Source organism: Arthrobacter zhangbolii (genome assembly GCF_022869865.1).
Lineage (GTDB): Bacteria > Actinomycetota > Actinomycetes > Actinomycetales > Micrococcaceae > Arthrobacter_B > Arthrobacter_B zhangbolii.
The window spans coordinates 1121614-1137645 of sequence record NZ_CP094984.1 but is presented as its reverse complement, the minus strand read 5'-3'; the positions used below and the strand labels follow the sequence as shown (position 1 = coordinate 1137645).

At 65.3% G+C, this 16032-nt stretch carries 15 protein-coding genes; 8 read left to right on the top strand and 7 right to left on the bottom strand.

Annotated elements, in window-relative coordinates:
• Positions 1-18: 18 nt before the first annotated feature.
• Together mfd and MUK71_RS05275 are read right to left on the bottom strand one after the other, a co-directional pair.
• Complete coding sequence (gene mfd / locus MUK71_RS05280; protein WP_227928933.1) at positions 19-3618, bottom strand: transcription-repair coupling factor; 3600 nt, start codon at positions 3616-3618, stop codon at positions 19-21.
• A gap of 195 nt (positions 3619-3813) precedes the next feature.
• The gene (locus MUK71_RS05275; RefSeq protein WP_227928932.1) at positions 3814-5484 is read right to left on the bottom strand and encodes a M28 family metallopeptidase; all 1671 of its coding nucleotides are present in this window, start codon (positions 5482-5484) and stop codon (positions 3814-3816) included.
• 304 nt (positions 5485-5788) lie between these two features.
• Here MUK71_RS05275 and MUK71_RS05270 point away from each other — a divergent pair, with 304 nt between their 5' ends.
• From MUK71_RS05270 to nhaA, 4 genes are all read left to right on the top strand, one after another.
• A complete protein-coding gene (locus MUK71_RS05270) occupies positions 5789-6466 on the top strand; it encodes a hypothetical protein (RefSeq protein WP_227928931.1) in 678 nt (225 codons plus the stop codon).
• Positions 6467-6575: 109 nt separating this feature from the next.
• Complete coding sequence (locus tag MUK71_RS05265) at positions 6576-7079, top strand: DUF2505 domain-containing protein (RefSeq protein ID WP_227904290.1); 504 nt, start codon at positions 6576-6578, stop codon at positions 7077-7079.
• Positions 7080-7087: 8 nt separating this feature from the next.
• A complete protein-coding gene (locus MUK71_RS05260; RefSeq protein ID WP_227904289.1) occupies positions 7088-7309 on the top strand; it encodes an SCO4848 family membrane protein in 222 nt (73 codons plus the stop codon).
• Positions 7310-7482: 173 nt separating this feature from the next.
• Positions 7483-8856, top strand: a complete 1374-nt coding sequence (gene nhaA / locus MUK71_RS05255; RefSeq protein WP_227904288.1) for a Na+/H+ antiporter NhaA — start codon at positions 7483-7485, stop codon at positions 8854-8856.
• Here the strand turns inward: nhaA and MUK71_RS05250 are convergent.
• From MUK71_RS05250 to MUK71_RS05230, 5 genes are all read right to left on the bottom strand, one after another.
• Positions 8853-9461, bottom strand: coding sequence for a hypothetical protein (locus MUK71_RS05250; RefSeq protein ID WP_227904287.1), 609 nt, complete (start codon positions 9459-9461; stop codon positions 8853-8855). The genes nhaA and MUK71_RS05250 overlap by 4 nt on opposite strands.
• A complete protein-coding gene (locus tag MUK71_RS05245; protein WP_227928930.1) occupies positions 9458-10369 on the bottom strand; it encodes a hypothetical protein in 912 nt (303 codons plus the stop codon). Before MUK71_RS05245 ends, MUK71_RS05250 begins: the two co-directional genes overlap by 4 nt.
• Positions 10369-11163: a signal peptidase I gene (locus tag MUK71_RS05240; RefSeq protein ID WP_341482039.1), complete on the bottom strand. Its 795-nt coding sequence runs from the start codon at positions 11161-11163 to the stop codon at positions 10369-10371. The genes MUK71_RS05245 and MUK71_RS05240 overlap by 1 nt, the downstream gene beginning before the upstream one ends.
• Before the next feature lie 17 nt (positions 11164-11180).
• Positions 11181-11732 carry a hypothetical protein gene (locus MUK71_RS05235; protein WP_227904285.1) on the bottom strand — a complete coding sequence of 184 codons (552 nt, stop codon included), beginning with the start codon at positions 11730-11732 and terminating at the stop codon, positions 11181-11183.
• A gap of 85 nt (positions 11733-11817) precedes the next feature.
• Entirely contained in the window at positions 11818-12330 is a 513-nt protein-coding gene (locus MUK71_RS05230) for an alternate-type signal peptide domain-containing protein (RefSeq protein WP_227928929.1), read from the bottom strand.
• Positions 12331-12543: 213 nt separating this feature from the next.
• On the opposite strand from MUK71_RS05230, the gene MUK71_RS05225 reads away from it, so the two are divergent.
• The 4 genes from MUK71_RS05225 (at position 12544) to MUK71_RS05210 (ending at position 15991) form a co-directional block, all read left to right on the top strand.
• Positions 12544-13122: an arsenate reductase/protein-tyrosine-phosphatase family protein gene (locus tag MUK71_RS05225; RefSeq protein WP_227904283.1), complete on the top strand. Its 579-nt coding sequence runs from the start codon at positions 12544-12546 to the stop codon at positions 13120-13122.
• A gap of 2 nt (positions 13123-13124) precedes the next feature.
• Positions 13125-13586 (top strand): VanZ family protein, encoded by a 462-nt coding sequence (locus tag MUK71_RS05220; RefSeq protein ID WP_227904282.1) that lies wholly within the window; start codon positions 13125-13127, stop codon positions 13584-13586.
• 255 nt (positions 13587-13841) lie between these two features.
• A complete protein-coding gene (locus MUK71_RS05215) occupies positions 13842-14216 on the top strand; it encodes an Hpt domain-containing protein (RefSeq protein ID WP_227904281.1) in 375 nt (124 codons plus the stop codon).
• 98 nt (positions 14217-14314) lie between these two features.
• Positions 14315-15991 carry a sensor histidine kinase gene (locus tag MUK71_RS05210; RefSeq protein WP_227928928.1) on the top strand — a complete coding sequence of 559 codons (1677 nt, stop codon included), beginning with the start codon at positions 14315-14317 and terminating at the stop codon, positions 15989-15991.
• The last annotated feature ends 41 nt before the right edge of the window (positions 15992-16032 follow it).

Genomic DNA, 16032 nt, shown 5'->3' with positions numbered 1-16032 from the left:
CCGGCTTCGTGCCGCCGGTTACTCCTTGAAGACCGCCTCCAGCACCTGTTTGGCCCAAGCCAGGATCTCAGCGTCCACCAGATCGCGTCCGCCAATCCTCGCAGTCTTCGGCTTGGGCACCAGCACGGCGTTCAACGCCGGTTTCACCTGGGCCCCCGGGTACATCCGCTGCAGCCGCATGGTCCGGGATTCGGGCAGGTCTGCCGGTGCAAACTTGATGAAGTTGCCCTGCAATGCGACGTCGGTGAGGCCTGCTGCGCGGGCATCCACCCGGAAGCGGGCCACATCGATCAGGTTCTTCACTTCCTGCGGCGGCTCGCCGTAACGGTCCACGAGCTCGGCCAGGACCTCGTCGATCGCCTCGTTGGTGATGGCCGAGGCGAGCTTCCGGTAGGCCTCCAGCCGCAGCCGCTCCCCCGGCACGTAGTCATGAGGGAGATGGGCGTTGACGGGCAGCTCAATCTTCATTTCGGCGGCCTTTTCCTCGGCCTCGCCGCGGTAGTCCGCCACGGCTTCGCCCACCAGCCGGATGTACAGGTCAAACCCGACCCCGGCAATGTGGCCCGACTGCTCACCGCCGAGCAGGTTGCCCGCGCCGCGGATCTCCAGGTCCTTCATGGCCAGCTGCATGCCGGCGCCGAGCTCATTGTGGGTGGCAACTGCTTTCAGGCGTTCCAGCGCCACCTCGCCCAGCGGTTTCTCCGACGGGTAGAGGAAGTACGCGTAGGCGCGTTCCCGGCCGCGGCCCACCCGGCCGCGTAACTGGTGCAGCTGGGAGAGGCCGAAGTGGTCCGCCCGGTCCACAATCAGCGTGTTGGCGTTGGAGATGTCCAGGCCGGTTTCAATGATGGTGGTGCACACCAGCACGTCAAAACGCTTCTCCCAGAAGTCCACAATGATCTGCTCGAGCTTGGACTCGCTCATCTGGCCGTGCGCGACGGCGATCCGCGCCTCCGGCACCAGTTCCTGCAGGTGCGCGGCGGTCCGGTCAATCGAGGAAACCCGGTTGTGCACAAAGAACACCTGGCCCTCGCGCATCAGTTCACGGCGGATGGCCGCGGAGGCCTGCTTATCCGTGTAGGGCCCAACGTAGGTCAAAACCGGATGCCGTTCCTCCGGCGGGGTGGCCAGTGTGGAGGTCTCGCGGATTCCGGTCAGGGACATTTCCAAGGTCCTGGGAATCGGGGTGGCGCTCATGGCCAGCACGTCCACATTGGTGCGCAGTTTCTTCAGCGCTTCCTTGTGCTCCACACCAAAGCGCTGCTCCTCATCCACAATCACCAGCCCCAGGTCCTTGAACTGGACCTCGGAGGAGAGCAGGCGGTGCGTGCCGATCACCACGTCCACCGAACCGTTCTTCACGCCCTCCACCACCTCGCGGGCCTGCTTGGCCGTCTGGAAACGGGACAGGGTCTGGACCCGGACGGGGAAGCCGGAGAAGCGTTCGGCGAAAGTCTCCAGGTGCTGCTGGGCCAGCAGTGTGGTGGGTACCAGCACCGCGACCTGCTTACCGTCCTGCACGGCCTTGAAGGCTGCCCGGACGGCAATCTCGGTTTTGCCGTAGCCCACGTCGCCGGAGACCAGCCGGTCCATGGGCACCTCGCGCTCCATGTCCGCCTTCACCTCGTTGATGGTGGTGAGCTGGTCGGGCGTCTCCACGTAAGGGAAAGCCTCCTCCAGTTCCCGCTGCCACGGGGTGTCCGAGGCGAAGGCATGGCCTTTGGATGCCATTCGTGCGGAGTAAAGCCGGATGAGCTCCCCCGCAATCTCCTTGACCGCCTTGCGGGCCCGGCTCTTCGTCTTGGCCCAGTCGGAGCCGCCCATCTTGGACAGGACCGGGGTTTCTCCGCCCACGTACCGGGTGATCTGGTCCAGCTGGTCGGTAGGAACAAACAGCCGGTCCCCGGGGGCACCGCGCTTGGACGGCGCATATTCGAGCACCAGGTATTCACGCACGGTTTTGTTCGCGCCAACGCCGGTGGAACGCTGGATGAGTTCAATGAATTTACCGACACCGTGCTGCTCATGCACCACGAAGTCGCCTTCCTGCAGCTGCAGCGGATCCACCGCGTTGCGCCGCTTGGAGGGCATCTTTCGCATGTCCTTGGTGGAGTAGGCACTGGCACGGCCCAGCAGGTCCGCCTCGGTCAGCAATCCCGTCTTGAGGGTGTCGAACACATAGCCGCGGCCTGCACTGGCCGTGGTGATGGCGATAACCCCCGGCTGGGGTTCGGTGTCCACGGAATCCACGAGGGCTGCCGGTATGTCGTTCTCACGGAACAGCTCGGCCAGACGGGACGCGGGCCCGGGACCCTCGGTAACCACCACTACGCGCCACATGTCGCGGACACGCCCGCCGATGAACTCCATCATCTCGGCCACATCGCCGCGGTAGCCGCGCGGTTCACGGGCATTGATGGTCAGAGTATCGATGTCCAATACGGTCTCGTCATCGGGGTTGAACGAGGTGATGGACCACCAGGCAACACTGTTGGCGTGCGCGGCGGTGCGGGTGTCGGCCAGCGAGCGGAAGCTGGCAGCATCAAGGTCCGCTGTGAGTCCGGCGGAGAGATCCAGCGGCGCGGCGCCGCCGTCGGAGGCCGTCGCCCACGCCGCGGCCAGGAACTCCTCATTGGTGGCCGCCAGATCGTGGGCACGGGCCCGCACTTTCTCAGGCTCGATCACCACAGCGATGGAACCTGCCGGAAGCTCGCCCATCAGCGGAACCATGGAGTCCACCAGCACCGGTGCCAGGGATTCCATGCCCTCGACAGCTATGCCGCCGGCAATCTTCTCCAGCATGTCCGCTGCCGCGGGCATCTGGTCCTTGAGCTTGGCGGCGCGGCTCATCACGGACGGGGTGATCAGGATTTCCCTGCAGGGAGGGGCATAGAGCTCGGTGGGGTGGGTGATGTGTTCACCGGTGAGGGTCCGCTGGTCAGCAACAGCGAACCAGCGCATGGAGTCCACTTCGTCGCCGAAGAAATCGATGCGGATGGGGTGGTCATCGGTGGGCGGGAAGACGTCCAGGATGCCTCCCCGCACGGCGAATTCGCCGCGGTGGGAGACCATGTCCACGCGCGCATAGGCGGCCTCGGCGAGGGCGGACACCACGGAGTCGAAGGACTGTTCCTGCCCGACCTTCAGGGACACCGGCTTCAGCTCGCCCAGCCCGGCAACCAGCGGCTGGACAACGGCGCGCACGGGTGCCACCACAATCTGTACCGGTGACGTGTCCGGGTGCGCCAACCGGCGCAGCACCGAAAGCCGCCTGCCCACGGTGTCCGAGCGCGGGGAAAGCCGTTCGTGCGGAAGGGTCTCCCAGCTTGGGAACTCCTCGATGCCGGCCAGCGGCAGGTAGCTGCGCAGCGCAGCGGCCAGGTCCTCGGCTTCACGGCCGGTGGCGGTGACGGCCAGGACCACCGGCGGGGCGCCGTTGCCGGTTCCGGATGCGGCGAGGCCGTCCACTACCTCGGCCAACAGCGCTGCCCGCATCCCCTGCGGGGCGCCGATCTGCAAATCCTCGCTTCGCCGCTCGGGCGGCCGCGAGGAAAGGGTTTTCACCCTGGCGTAGGACGGATCCTCGGCGAGCGCGGCACGCAGTCCGTTCAGGCTCATGGGGGTGTTTTCTCCTTCACGACGCAACGCAAATACCCGAAGTTCACAGACGGAACCCCGGGGTTTTCTTCCACCCTACCCGTTGCCAGCAGCCGGATGGACCGCTCCCGCTCAGAGCGGAAAACGCACGACGGCGGGAGGCCGCACGCGCAGCCTCCCGCCGTGTTTCCGCCGTGCCCGGCGCATGTGATGGCGCTATTTCAGCAGCTGATGCCCCCGGTAGTCGCTCTCCGCCGGGACGGACTGCTGCCGGGCCTGCGCCCCGGAGCGCAACTCCTCCTCCGTCAGGGCGAAGGTCACGACGGCGTGCGCCACGGCGTCGGACATCTGGTCCAGGACGGTGCGGTTCACGTTGGTGATGTCATCACACTCGGCATGGTAGCAGGCGTCGTACGGGGCGCCTGCCGTGCCGCCGAAGAGCGCTGCCTCCTCGGCGGTCTTGAGTCCTTCGGCACCGGTGAACAGTCCGCCGGCGGGGATGCGGTTGGCAATGAAGCCGGCGTAGTCGGACCGGCCGCTGAACGCTGTCGGGGCGCTGGTGAGGTTCTGCGAGGCGAAGTAGTCCTCGAAGACCGCCTCGATCACGTCCGATCCCGCGGGTCCCTTCGTACCGAACGCGCTGCCGTCGCCGTCGTAGATGAAGCGGCCGAAGTTCGGTGAGCCGACCATGTCGAAGTTCAGGTTCAGCAGGGTGCCGGCAATGCCGGCCGCGTCCAGCTGGGAGACATAGTATTCCGAGCCGACCAGCCCGTCCTCTTCCCCGCCCCAGAAGGCGAACCGGACCCGGTTCTGGAGTGCGGGCTTGGTCTTGGCCAGCTGGACGGCGGTTTCCAGGGTGGCTGCCGAGCCGGTGCCGTTGTCATTGATGCCCGGCCCTTCGGTGACGGAATCCAGATGGGCGCCCACTACTACGGTCCGGTCCGGATCGCCGCCGCGGGTGTCCGCCAGGATGTTGAAGGACTCGATGACCCGCACCCCTGATGCGACGTCCAGATGAAGCACGGCTCCCGGCGTTCCGGCCAGTTCCTCACCCAGGGCGAAGGTGGCGCTGACGGCGGGGATGGCCGACAGCTGCGTGCCCACCGTGCCGTTGAGCAGCCCGGTGCGGTCCTCTCCGGGGACGGTGTTGCCCTGGTTGAAGACCACTGCCGCCGAGGCGCCGGCGGCGGCGGCGTTCTGCACCTTGATTTCGAAGCTGCAGATTCCGCGCTGCATCAGGGCAATGTCGCCGGGCGTGAACCCGGTGAAGTCCGCCGCTTCACAGCCGCTGGTGGAGGCGCGGTCACCGGTCAGGTTCACATCCACGGCCGTCACCGGAGCGGTGACGTTCCCCGGCCCGGAGTAGCTCATGGTGGAGTAGTCCGTGCCGGCGGTGTAGGTCCGGGCTGTCGGGCTCACCTGTTCCAGCGTCTCGCTCTCCAGTTCAAACTGCTCGTAGGAGAAGGGCTGGCGCACCGGCTTGTAGCCGGCTTTGCGCAGCTGCTGCTCGATGTACCGGCCGGAGGCTTCATAACCCGGCGTCCCGGCGGCACGGTTGCCGCCGTTGGCGTCCGCCGCGGCCTGCAGGGCATCCAGGTGGCGCACCACGTTCTTCACAGTGACCTTCTGCCGCAGCTTCTCACTGGCGTCGGGCTTCCCATGACCCTTGCCCGGGTTCCCTTTGCCGGGGTTGCCCTTGCCCGGGTTCCCCTTACCGGGGTTCGCCTTACCGGGATTGCCCTTGCCAGCAGCAGCATCCCCGGCTTGTTGCATGCCCGGGCCCCCGCCCCTGGGGTTATCCCCGGCTACCGCCGGTGCCGCACCCGCTGCCGCCAGCAGGAAAGCTGCCGCGAACGCCGTCGTCCGCAGTGTTTTTCTCGTGTTCATTTCTCCCCTAAGAGTGAATCCCCCGCGCTTATACGGTGCCCCGTCGGCGCCGTGAGGCCGAAACTACGGCACTCCTATCGCCTTGGGTAAGCGCGGAAGCACGTCTGCGCAGGGTTGGCTGCTATTGACGCACAAACGGCCCTGTCCGCTACCCTTCCGGCCTGCCGGCGCCTAGGGTGGGCAGGTTTGGCGCTCTGGGGCACAGGGCACCCCGGAGGGCCGGGACATCTGGTTTTTCGATCAGGGCCCTGCCACCCTGAAATGGCACGGGCCACGTACTGGTCGAGATACGGAGGATTGCCCCATGGCACGCAAAGCATCCCTTTGGGCCACCGGCTGGGCGGTACTCGCGCTCGGCGTCGCCGGGTGCGCAGGCGGCAGCGGAGACAGTAGCGGGGAGAACACCACCGGCCCGGCGTCGGGAACGCCCTCTGCCGTTTCCTCCTGCGATACCGTGTCTCCGAACAGTCCCGGCGAGCAGGATTGCCAGGCAGCCGGAATACCCGGCGAAACCGTGAGCCCGGACCGGTGCGGGGGCGATGCGACGCCGGGCCCGGACGGCCTGATCGAGGGCACCTTCGGCAGCTACTGCGACGGCGCCGTCGCCAGCACCTACAACACCGCCCAAATCCCCGACGATGCCGAGGCCATCCTCACCGTGTCCGAAACCGAAGCGGACACCACGGTGAAACTGCAGGCACAGGGTTTCCAGCCGGACACCGGCTACACCGGCCGCCTGCACCAGAAAGCCTGTGGCGCTTCAGCCTCCGACGCCGGGGAGGAGGAAGTCGACCCGCAGGATGCCGGCAGCGGCGGGCTCGTCCTGGACTTCACCACGGATCCCTCGGGCAACGCCACGGTGAGCAGCACCGTGCCGTGGACGGTGCCTGACAACGGTGACGGTGAGTCCCTCCTCATTTACGAGGTGACCGGCAACAACGGAATGGGTGAGGCTGCGGGATGTGTAAACCTGGGCCGCTAGGTTCCCTGTTTATGGGCGGCTGTGTGCTCGGTTTAGGATGAGGGTTGGCCGGTAGGCAGGCTAGCGCCTGCGGCATTCATCCGGCATCACACCCACATCTGGAGGACCCATGGCCCTGAACGCTTCAACCATCCTGCCCTACGACGTCGTCACCGTGACGGACACGTTTGCCGACGAGGGGTTCCTGCGCAGCATCAGCGAGCACGTGGGCGGCTCCCTGGTCTCGGCCCTGGTGGAAGGCAACACCGCCGGCGCATTTGTGCTCACCGCCGTACGCACCATGCCCACCGACCGGCTCCCGGACATCGCCAAGAAATTTGTTGGTGCCACCCTCACCGTGACCCAGAAGGAAGAATGGGCAGCACCGGCTGCTGACGGGTCCCGCGAGGCAACCGTTGAGCTGTCCGTTGGCGGGGTGCCCCTGAAGGTCAACGCGGTACAGCGTCTGGTCACCGTGGCCGAAGGCACCCGCGTGGATGTAGACGGCAAGGTTGGCTCCTCCATCCCGTTCCTCGGCGACAAGATTGCCAAGGCTGCGGAACCGATGATCGGCAAGGCGCTGACCATCCAGGCCGGACAGGCCGGCAAGTGGATCGAAAGCCGGCAGGGCTAACCGCCGCCATGAGCCTTCCCGCCCCCCTTGCAATCATCCTGATTATTGCCGGCCTGTGGTCCATCCTGGTCTGGCCGGCCTTCCTGAAGGACGTCCTCAAGTCCCCCAAGGCACGCGATGAAAACGGTGCCGCCACCCGATACATGACCGTAAACCTGATGAAGATCAGCACCGCCATGGTCTTTGGCCTGGCCACCATCGTGATTGGTATCCGCGCCCTGGTCGGCTAGTCCACAGCAGCATCCAACGCCCCGGCCGGGTATGCCTGCCGGGGCGTTTTGCTGCCCGGCCGGTAGCCTCCGGTCACACATACCCGGTGAGACCGGGTAGACTGGTCTGCGGTGCGCCGGGAAGTCTGGTCGGCAATTGTTTGCCGTACCCGAATCCGTAAGGAACCTGATTAATGGCCACTGAGCCCCAGAACCTGCCCTCCAAGCCGCCGAGCCCGCGAACCGTCCTTGGCCGGTCCAGCTACGGCGAGACCCTGCGCATCGGCGAAATCCTGCGTAAGGAAACCGTTGGCGGCATCCTCCTCCTGATAGCGACCGTTGCCGCCCTGATCTGGGCCAACTCCCCCGCCTCGGACACCTACTTCGCTCTCCGCGACTACGAAATCGGTTACGAGCCCTGGCATCTGGAACTGAGCATTGGCGCCTGGGCAGCGGACGGATTGCTGGCCATCTTCTTCTTCCTGGTGGGCCTGGAGCTGAAGAAGGAGTTCGTCGCCGGCGACCTTAGGGACATGCGCCGGGCGATCGTGCCGATTGCCGCAGCGTTCGGCGGAGTTGTTGTTCCCGCCCTGATCTACGTGGCCGTCAACCTGATCGCCGGCTCCGACGGCCTGCGGGGCTGGGCCATCCCCACCGCCACTGATATTGCCTTCGCCCTTGCCGTGCTGGCGGTTATCAGCTCCCATCTGCCCAGTGCCCTGCGCATCTTCCTGCTGACCCTGGCCGTGGTGGATGACCTGATCGCCATCACCATCATCGCCCTGTTCTACTCCGACAACGTCCAGCCCCTTTACCTGCTCTGGATGCTCCTGCCGCTGGCCGCGTTCACCGTTCTGGTCCAGCGCGTACCCCGGTTCTTCGGTACCCGTATCTGGCCCGCCTGGGTCATCCTGCTGCCGCTGGCCCTGGCCACCTGGGCGCTGATGCATGCATCCGGTGTCCACGCCACCGTCGCCGGTGTGCTGCTGGGCTTCGCCGTCCCCGTACTGCGCCGCGGACCGGACCGGCAGAAGCTGCCTGCCAACCCGGAAGCACCGGGGCTCTCGGAGATCTTCGAGCACCGGTTCCGTCCCATCTCCACCGGCATCGCGGTGCCGATCTTCGCGTTCTTCTCCGCCGGCGTCGCTATTGGCGGCTGGGACGGGCTCAGCCGCGTACTGGCCGACCCGGTAGCCATCGGCATCATCATTGCCCTCGTGCTCGGCAAGCCGATCGGCATCCTGCTCACCACGTGGGGCATCACCGCCGGCACCAAGGCCAAACTGGACCCGGACCTGCGCTGGGTTGACCTGCTGGGCATCGGCATCCTGGCCGGCATCGGCTTCACCGTCTCCCTGCTGGTCAATGACCTCAGCTTCGCCGTCGGTTCAGCGCATAACGACGACGCCAAGGTGGGTATCCTCGCGGCCTCCGTGCTGGCGGCACTCATCGCCTCAGCCCTGCTCACGGTGCGGAACCGCCGCTACCGGGCCATCGAGGCCGAAGAGCGCCGCGATGATGACAAGGACGGCATTCCGGATGTGTACCAGGAAGGCGAAGCCGGCTAGCGGCAGGGGAAGTTCCCGTTCACCAGGTTGTAATAGCCCATCTCCAAAACTGAGCTGGGCTCCGACTGGTGCAGGATCTGCGTCTCGGGAATCTGAACTATCTCGTTCCGAGGCGTGGTTACAAGAGCAGTCCTGACCGTCACGTGTAGCGGAGTCTGGTGGCCGCCCACCCATCCCAGGGCCTCGTCCAGGCCGGGGAGGGTGTACGGAACAAGGAATAGACGCTGACTCGACACCGGCACTGCGTACGAGACCGATCTAGCCGGTTTGGTGGTCGGAGTATGAAAAGTGACGATATAGCGGGCGTCAGGTTCGGCGTCGGGGACCGGTTGCCACTCAATTCGGTTCGGCAGGTGGTCAATGCAGACGGGCTTAGCCGGCACGGGTAGCTTCGCCTTCGGCGTCACCGTGATGGTTGCTGCCGTAGAGGCGCTCCAGTAGGCGTAGGCCGCAGTGCCACCCAGTCCCAGGACCACCGTGACGATGAACGCGATCACGGCGGTCCGGAAGCCCGGCTGCCTGCGGAGCCTGCCGAACACGCCCGGACGCGTGCCGTCGCCGGTTTTAGAGTGTTCCGCAGCCCCCTGCTGCGTTTTCCTGCTCATTGGCCCCTGCTTCGTAGTCGGATCCCCGCGGCGGCGAAAAACGCCACCGACATCACTATCAGGAGAGTACCCGAGAGAGAACGGATGATGGGTTCAACAGTGCTCTGGAAACCGGCAGGCACCGCCTGCACCGGGCGCCCCGAGTCCATCGGCGAGAGAATCTTGTTGAACTCCGGCGATGTCACTGCCTGCCCGGGTCCTATCCCGGTGGCGGGAAAACCGGCCAGCGCAGCCTCCGGCGCCCGGCCGGCCGCCGGCTGGTTGGACCGGGACGGTTGCGCGTCCCCGGTGTCCGTACCCGTACTGCTGCCGGCGTTTTCATCTTCCGGCGGGGCAACCGGGGTCCCGGCATCAGTGTCCAGGGCGTCGCAGGCCCCGGGGGCGGTGCCGGTGCCGTCCATGGCCTGGAGATGGAAAACAACGTTGAATCCGGCGCTGCGGTTGCGGGCCTCGTTTGGCGCGTCCGGGGAGAGTCCGGCGGTGAGGGCTACCCGCACGGCATCCCCGGAGGGGATTTCCCACCCGCGGTAAAGCTCCGCACATTCCCCGACGGGGCCCAGATAAACCGGCTTTCCGTTTCGGGAAGGAGCCGATCCGCTGACGCCGAGCATCCCCGCCAGCTGCGGGTCCATCCGGGTGGCTACCGCACCGGCGGAAAGGTAGGCGGCGTCATCGCCGTCGTTGCGCACCCAGATGGTTCCGGCCGTGGATGTTCCGGGAACCAGGGTCAGGTTCTGATCAAAGACGGGCCGTGCCAGGGTGGAGGTGAAATTGGTGCCGTCGGTGCTGAAACTGAGGTAGCTCTCCGCTGCCGATGCCGCGGGGATTCCACCAAAGGTGACCGCGGCAGCAGTTCCGGTCACCGCACCGAGCACCAGCCGGCGCCACAACGGCTTGGAGAAGGTCATTAGACGGCAACAGGCTTCCGGGTGGCACTGCCGTGGCGGTGAGCGGCGTCGTGGGTGCAGTGATCGCACTCTTCCAGGATCGGATCGTCCGTCTCCAGGTGGTCATAGGAGTCCGTAACCGTTGCTCCTCTGCCCGGCATGGACCGGGACGCAGCGCCGGCTCCACCGTCGGAGGAGTCCCCGCCGTCGGAGGAATCAAGGCCCGGTTCATCCGTTCCCGTGCCGTCCTGAGGGATGTCGCCTTCCCCGCGCTTCTTGGCCAGGGCTCCACGGACCATGGTGACCACACCGTAGCCGAGCAGGGCTACCGCGCCCCACTGCATGGCTGCCCCGCGGTCCGAGTTGCCTAGTGCATTGGCGGCAAAGCCTACATACGGTACTGCGTAGAAAAGCTTGCCGCGCACCTGGACCTCAAGAACCGGCTTGGGATCGGTTATGTCGTTGTTGTCGCCCTTGGTGATAAGCGTGGGCGTACCATCCTGGGTTGCCCCCATGGAAGTGATCCGGTGGGTGATCACGGCGGGGTCGTTGGACTCAATCTGGTAGGTGATGACGTCGCCCACACGCAGTTCCTCAAACGGGACGGGCTTTACTACCAGGAACGTACCCGGAGCGTACTTCGGTGCCATGGAGCTGGTCAGGACGCTGTAGGTCTGGGAACCGGTGGCCAGCGGAACCACTACCAGGACCAGGGCGATGAGCGCCGTGGCGCAGAGGGCAATATAGCTCAGGCCGGTTCCGATGAAGCTCAACGGGCTGGCGGGCTTATCTGCTGTCCTGCGGCCACTCGACATGGTTTTCCTATCCATCACTAAGCTGCCGGCGCGAGCTGCGCCACGCTGAGGTTCACGGGGATGCTGACCGGCTTGCCAAGAAGGTTTGCCGGGGTGTTCTGATGCAGTGCGACCTTGAAGCAAATGGTCTGGGTGGCCTTTGTTGCCAGCACGGGAAGCGCCGGCGTACCGGTCCGATATGCCAGGCCCGCAGTGCAGGCTGAGTTCCCCTGTACGACGGCGGTGGTCACCGTCAGGTTTCCGTTCAAGGTGCTGCTGGGGACCGGAGCCGAGACTGCCGGCTGCAGTACCAGCGGTGAGCCGGGGCTGACGTTGACGGCGTTGGTGACCCGCAGGGACGTGTAAACAGCCGTTCCGCGGGTCAGGCCCTCAAGGTTCAGTGCCAGCGAAGGCGTCTGGGCCATGCTTGCTTCGTTGACCGTGACGTTGAAGTCGGCGGTCTGGACGGTGCCGGCGTTCTGGGGTGCTGAGGCGTTCCACAGTGCGTAGCTTCCCTGGACCGTCATCAGCCCGAGCACCACGGCGGCCAGGACCAGGCCGGCTGCTTTCAGTGCTCGAAGGCTCTTCACGGATTCTTCTCCAGGGAACAGGTTGTGCGCGTCGCGTTGCGCGGCGCGCACAACCGGGGTTGGAACAAGGGGGAACTGCGAAGGGTTACTTAGCGACCTGGTTCAGGACGTAGTTGATGTCGCCCAGGTCGATCCGGGTGTTCACGTCCTGCTGACCGGCGGCGGTGTCCTTGAAGGTGAAGGTCGTGGAAGCCGTCATTTCACCGTCGTTGGCCTGGGTCAGGCTCATCGGGTTTACCGGCTGGCCCTTCTGCTTCAGGGTGGGCGTGGAGAACGACATGTTGCTCGAGGTGCCTTCCGGCAGCTTGTTCAGGCCGAGAGTTGCCTTCATTTCGGCACCCTGAAGGTCCACGTCCAGCGTCTGGGTGAAGGTAAGGGCCTCGCCCGGCACCACGCGGTAATCGTTGATGTTCGCGATGACCACACCCTTGGTGTTGGTCCACACGCCCTTGGCCGCCGTGACGTCCAGGTTACCGGTGACGATGGTGCCGGCGTTGGCAGCCTCTGTCGCGTTCCAGCGGGCGAGGGTTCCGCCGCCGCCCAGCAGCATTGCCGCGCCGACGCCGATTGCCATTGCACCCTTGGCCATCTTGTTCATGTTGTTCCCCTTGTTCGAAAGACTTCGGCGGTGGAAGGTTTTCCTTGCCGCTGGGTATTACTTTGCTGCCCTCCCCTCAAGAAACAACGCCGCCCAAACACAGTGTTCGTGAAACATTCCGGCAAAGCTCAAGCGCCACACAAGGTAACCTCAACACCAGCTAAACCGGCTGCCCCAGAGCCGGAAAACCGGCCCCAACCGAAGCCTGGTGACATGAGAGCAACCACCGAACCGTTCCGTATCCTGACCGTCTGTACCGGCAATATCTGCCGCTCCCCCCTCGCTGAACGCCTGCTCCAGGCAGGGCTGGACCAGATGGCCCCCGGCGAGTTCTCGGTCACCAGCGCCGGCACGGGCGCACTCGTGGGCGCGGACATCGAACCGCATGTGGCAGGTTTCGTGAATATCTTCGGCGGAGATCCCACCGGTTTTACCGCCCGGCAGCTCACGGAGGCGATACTCCCGGAACAGGACCTGGTACTTGCTTTGACCCGGGGTCACCGGAGCAGCGTTGTGGAACTGGCGCCCGGCCTGCTGCGCCGTACCTTTACATTGCGAGAATTGGCCCGCCTGCTGCCGCTTGTCGACGCCGACCCGGGCGCCCCGTCCAAGGAGCGATGGCAGCAGGGCCTCGCCCGGGCGCTGATGCTGCGCAGCGTCCATCCTGCCGGACCGCAGGAAGATGATGTGGTGGACCCCTACCGCCGCAGCGACGCTGTCTACCAGCAAATGCTCCGCCAGCTCACCCCTGCAGTGAATGAACTGCTCGCCTGGGAACGCCGCTACCGGTGAACATGGCCATCCCGCAGCCGCGACGGGGCAGACGCCTGACGTTCCTTTTCCTGTTCTATGCAGGTGCACTCACCCTCATCGTGTTCTGGCCCTCGCCTGTGGACGCCGGATCTGCGGGCATGATCCAGCACCTCCTCACCGGCCTGCATTCCGCCGGCGTCCCGGGCTGGGTCGGCTACCCGCTGGTGGAGTCTGCCGCGAACGTTGTGTTGTTTGTTCCCTTTGGCGTGTTCGCCGCCGCACGCCTTCCCGGGCGTTTCGCCTGGTTGGCCGCCGTCGCCGGTGTGGCTGCCTCCTGTTCCATTGAAACCGTGCAGCATTTCCTTCTGCCGGCCCGTTATGCCACTGCCCAGGACATCCTTGCCAATTCAGCGGGCGCTGCGCTTGGGGCTCTGGCCGTATACGTTGCACAGCGCCGGAGAGAAGCCCAAACACGGCGGACTGCAATATTGCCTCGATCTTGAGCGTTGCAGGCAAGTTTTCCTGAGGTTTGGGTGAGACCGTGGGGTATCGGCCGGGAGCACCCGGCCGGCTCCGACCAGGATCCTAGCGCCCCGCGGCGGCCCCACCCTCCGAAGGATATTTTGTTTGTCTCCCCCTCCCCCGCAGTCTCCACCGGACGGGCATCCGAGCCCGCCCGCCACTGCACCGGCAACGCTGCAGACGCTGGTCGCTGCCGTCCGCCGTTCCCGGATCACCAGCAGCAGGGTCGCGCCCTAATGGCGTCCCTGGAGCACCTTGAGGCGCAGCTGATCTCCATGGACAAGCTACGCGGGCTGAGCGATCAGGTTGGCGCCGAGTCCTGCCGCCGGTTTGTCTCCAATTTTGTGGCCATGTGGGATAGCAGATTTACCCGCCTGGAGCAGGCCGTCGCGCGCCCCGACTTTGACGCTGCCATGGATGTGGTCCTCAGCATCAAGATTTCCAGCCACATGGCCGGGGCGGTACGGCTCTCCGCACTGGCCGCCGCCGCGCAGGACCTCGTGGCCCGCCGCGACCTTAACGGTCTGACGGAAATGGTAGTGGCCGTTGATGCGTGCGGTATCGAAACCATGGCGTATCTCAGTGAGCCCGGACTTTTTTCCCCCGCCTAACTGCCGCCCTCACTTCGCAAGCCACCAAACCGCTCGGTCATTCCGGGTGTCTTCCTCCCGGTATCGTTAGACCCTGTTGTGCTTACAGGGGGTTACGGATGTCGAAGTTATCGCAGTCGACGCTGAAGTTTTTCGGCATCAGCTCCCAGTTCCACCAACTGCCGTTGCGCTACCGCACCGCGGTTAGCCAGGCGCCCCTGGTTATTGTTGTGGGGCTCATCTGCGCCCTTGCCGCCTGGCAGTTGCCTGAAGTGTTCCAGAACCCGGAGTTTGTTGCCGGACTGGTGACCCTGGCCGTGGTGACGGCCGCGTGTATCGCCATCCCGTGGGACCGTGTCTGGTACCCGTCCTACTGGATCATTCCGTTGCTTGATTTCGTTGCCATCGCCCAGCTTCATCACGGCAGCGCCGGCATCCTTACCGGGCTGAGCCTGCTCCACGTCTTCCCCGTATTCTGGCTGTCCTGGTCCAGGGTCTCTCCTGTCACCGCCCGCTACCTGAGCTTTATCTGCCCTCTGCTCGCGGTGTGGCACCCGTTTCTTTTGACTGGAACCGATGAGGTTAACGGTGGGAACCTGACCGCCCCGCTCCTGGTTCCGCTGGTCAGCCTCGGCGTCGCGGTGACCGTGTCCGTGCTGCGCGAGGACATCCGCTCCCAGCGTGAAACCCTGGAGAACAAAGACCGCCTGCTCGAAGCGGCACTCGCCGAAAGCAAGCGGAAATCACAGCTGCTGGATGACGTGTTGAACGCCATCGACGTCGGCATCCTTCTGGTGGATGAACACGGTGTACCCCGGCACATGAACCGCCGCCAGCAGCTGCTGCAGCAACAGGCTCTGCCGGAAGGAATCTCCAACCCGCACGAGCGCGATCTGCTCCTCTATACCCTCGACGGCTCCACGCCCCTGCCCGCCGAACAGCGCCCGGTGGCCCGTTCCCTAATGGGCTCCGACTTCCGTGATGTCCAGCTGTGGCTGGGGCCTCCCGGCGGCCAGATCGCCATGAACACCTCAGCGGCCGTGATGCGGGACAACAACGGCGGATTCAACGGAGCGGTGATCGTCCTCTCCGACGTCACGGCGCTGGTTGACGCCCTCGCTGCCAAGGACGATTTCGTGGCAAGCGTCTCGCACGAGCTGCGTACTCCGCTCACATCCATCATGGGCTACCTGGAACTTGCGCTTGACGAAGCCGAGGACACCCGGTTGCAGGGCAGCATCCCGGTGTCCCTGCGGGTTGCGCTGCGCAACAGCGAGCGGCTTCTGCGTCTTGTCTCGGATCTTCTGACCGCGGCGTCAGGGAAGCTGTCCCTGGAACTGCAGCCCACGTGCCTGGCGGACCTTATTCATACCAGCGTCGGTGCAGTTCAGGCCGGGGCGCGGGAGATCGGCGTCGAAGTACTGGATGAGGCCCCCGCGGAACTGCCGCTGGTCGCGGACCCGCAGCGCATTGCCCAGGTACTGGATAACCTGCTGTCCAATGCCATCAAATACTCCCCCGACGGCGGCACTGTTACCGTGACCGCCTGGCAGGAAGCACATCGCGTGGTCTTCCGTGTGGCGGACACCGGCATGGGTATGACCGCAGAGGACGTAGAAGAGGTCTTTACCAAGTTCTTCCGCACCGGCGCGGTCCGGCAGGCCGGCATCCCCGGCGTAGGACTGGGCATGGCGATCAGCAAAGACATTGTGGAAGCGCACGGCGGCAGCATCCGGGTGCAGAGCACCCTGGGTAGCGGCACCAGCTTCACGGTAGAGCTTCCTGCCGACGTGTAACCGAGCGGCAGTGCCCGGCGGCTAAGGCCGCCAACGGGCCG

What these genes read in the sequence shown, in the direction of transcription:
- MUK71_RS05225 (WP_227904283.1), top strand. Translation starts at nt 12,544, where the DNA reads ATGAGAGCAACCACCGAACCGTTCCGTATCCTGACCGTCTGTACCGGC.
- MUK71_RS05215 (WP_227904281.1), top strand. Translation starts at nt 13,842, where the DNA reads ATGGCGTCCCTGGAGCACCTTGAGGCGCAGCTGATCTCCATGGACAAG.
- MUK71_RS05210 (WP_227928928.1), top strand. Translation starts at nt 14,315, where the DNA reads ATGTCGAAGTTATCGCAGTCGACGCTGAAGTTTTTCGGCATCAGCTCC.
- nhaA (WP_227904288.1), top strand. Translation starts at nt 7,483, where the DNA reads ATGGCCACTGAGCCCCAGAACCTGCCCTCCAAGCCGCCGAGCCCGCGA.
- MUK71_RS05260 (WP_227904289.1), top strand. Translation starts at nt 7,088, where the DNA reads ATGAGCCTTCCCGCCCCCCTTGCAATCATCCTGATTATTGCCGGCCTG.
- mfd (WP_227928933.1), bottom strand. Translation starts at nt 3,618, where the DNA reads ATGAGCCTGAACGGACTGCGTGCCGCGCTCGCCGAGGATCCGTCCTAC.
- MUK71_RS05265 (WP_227904290.1), top strand. Translation starts at nt 6,576, where the DNA reads ATGGCCCTGAACGCTTCAACCATCCTGCCCTACGACGTCGTCACCGTG.
- MUK71_RS05275 (WP_227928932.1), bottom strand. Translation starts at nt 5,484, where the DNA reads ATGAACACGAGAAAAACACTGCGGACGACGGCGTTCGCGGCAGCTTTC.
- MUK71_RS05245 (WP_227928930.1), bottom strand. Translation starts at nt 10,369, where the DNA reads ATGACCTTCTCCAAGCCGTTGTGGCGCCGGCTGGTGCTCGGTGCGGTG.
- MUK71_RS05220 (WP_227904282.1), top strand. Translation starts at nt 13,125, where the DNA reads ATGGCCATCCCGCAGCCGCGACGGGGCAGACGCCTGACGTTCCTTTTC.
- MUK71_RS05240 (WP_341482039.1), bottom strand. Translation starts at nt 11,163, where the DNA reads ATGTCGAGTGGCCGCAGGACAGCAGATAAGCCCGCCAGCCCGTTGAGC.
- MUK71_RS05230 (WP_227928929.1), bottom strand. Translation starts at nt 12,330, where the DNA reads ATGAACAAGATGGCCAAGGGTGCAATGGCAATCGGCGTCGGCGCGGCA.
- MUK71_RS05270 (WP_227928931.1), top strand. Translation starts at nt 5,789, where the DNA reads ATGGCACGCAAAGCATCCCTTTGGGCCACCGGCTGGGCGGTACTCGCG.
- MUK71_RS05250 (WP_227904287.1), bottom strand. Translation starts at nt 9,461, where the DNA reads ATGAGCAGGAAAACGCAGCAGGGGGCTGCGGAACACTCTAAAACCGGC.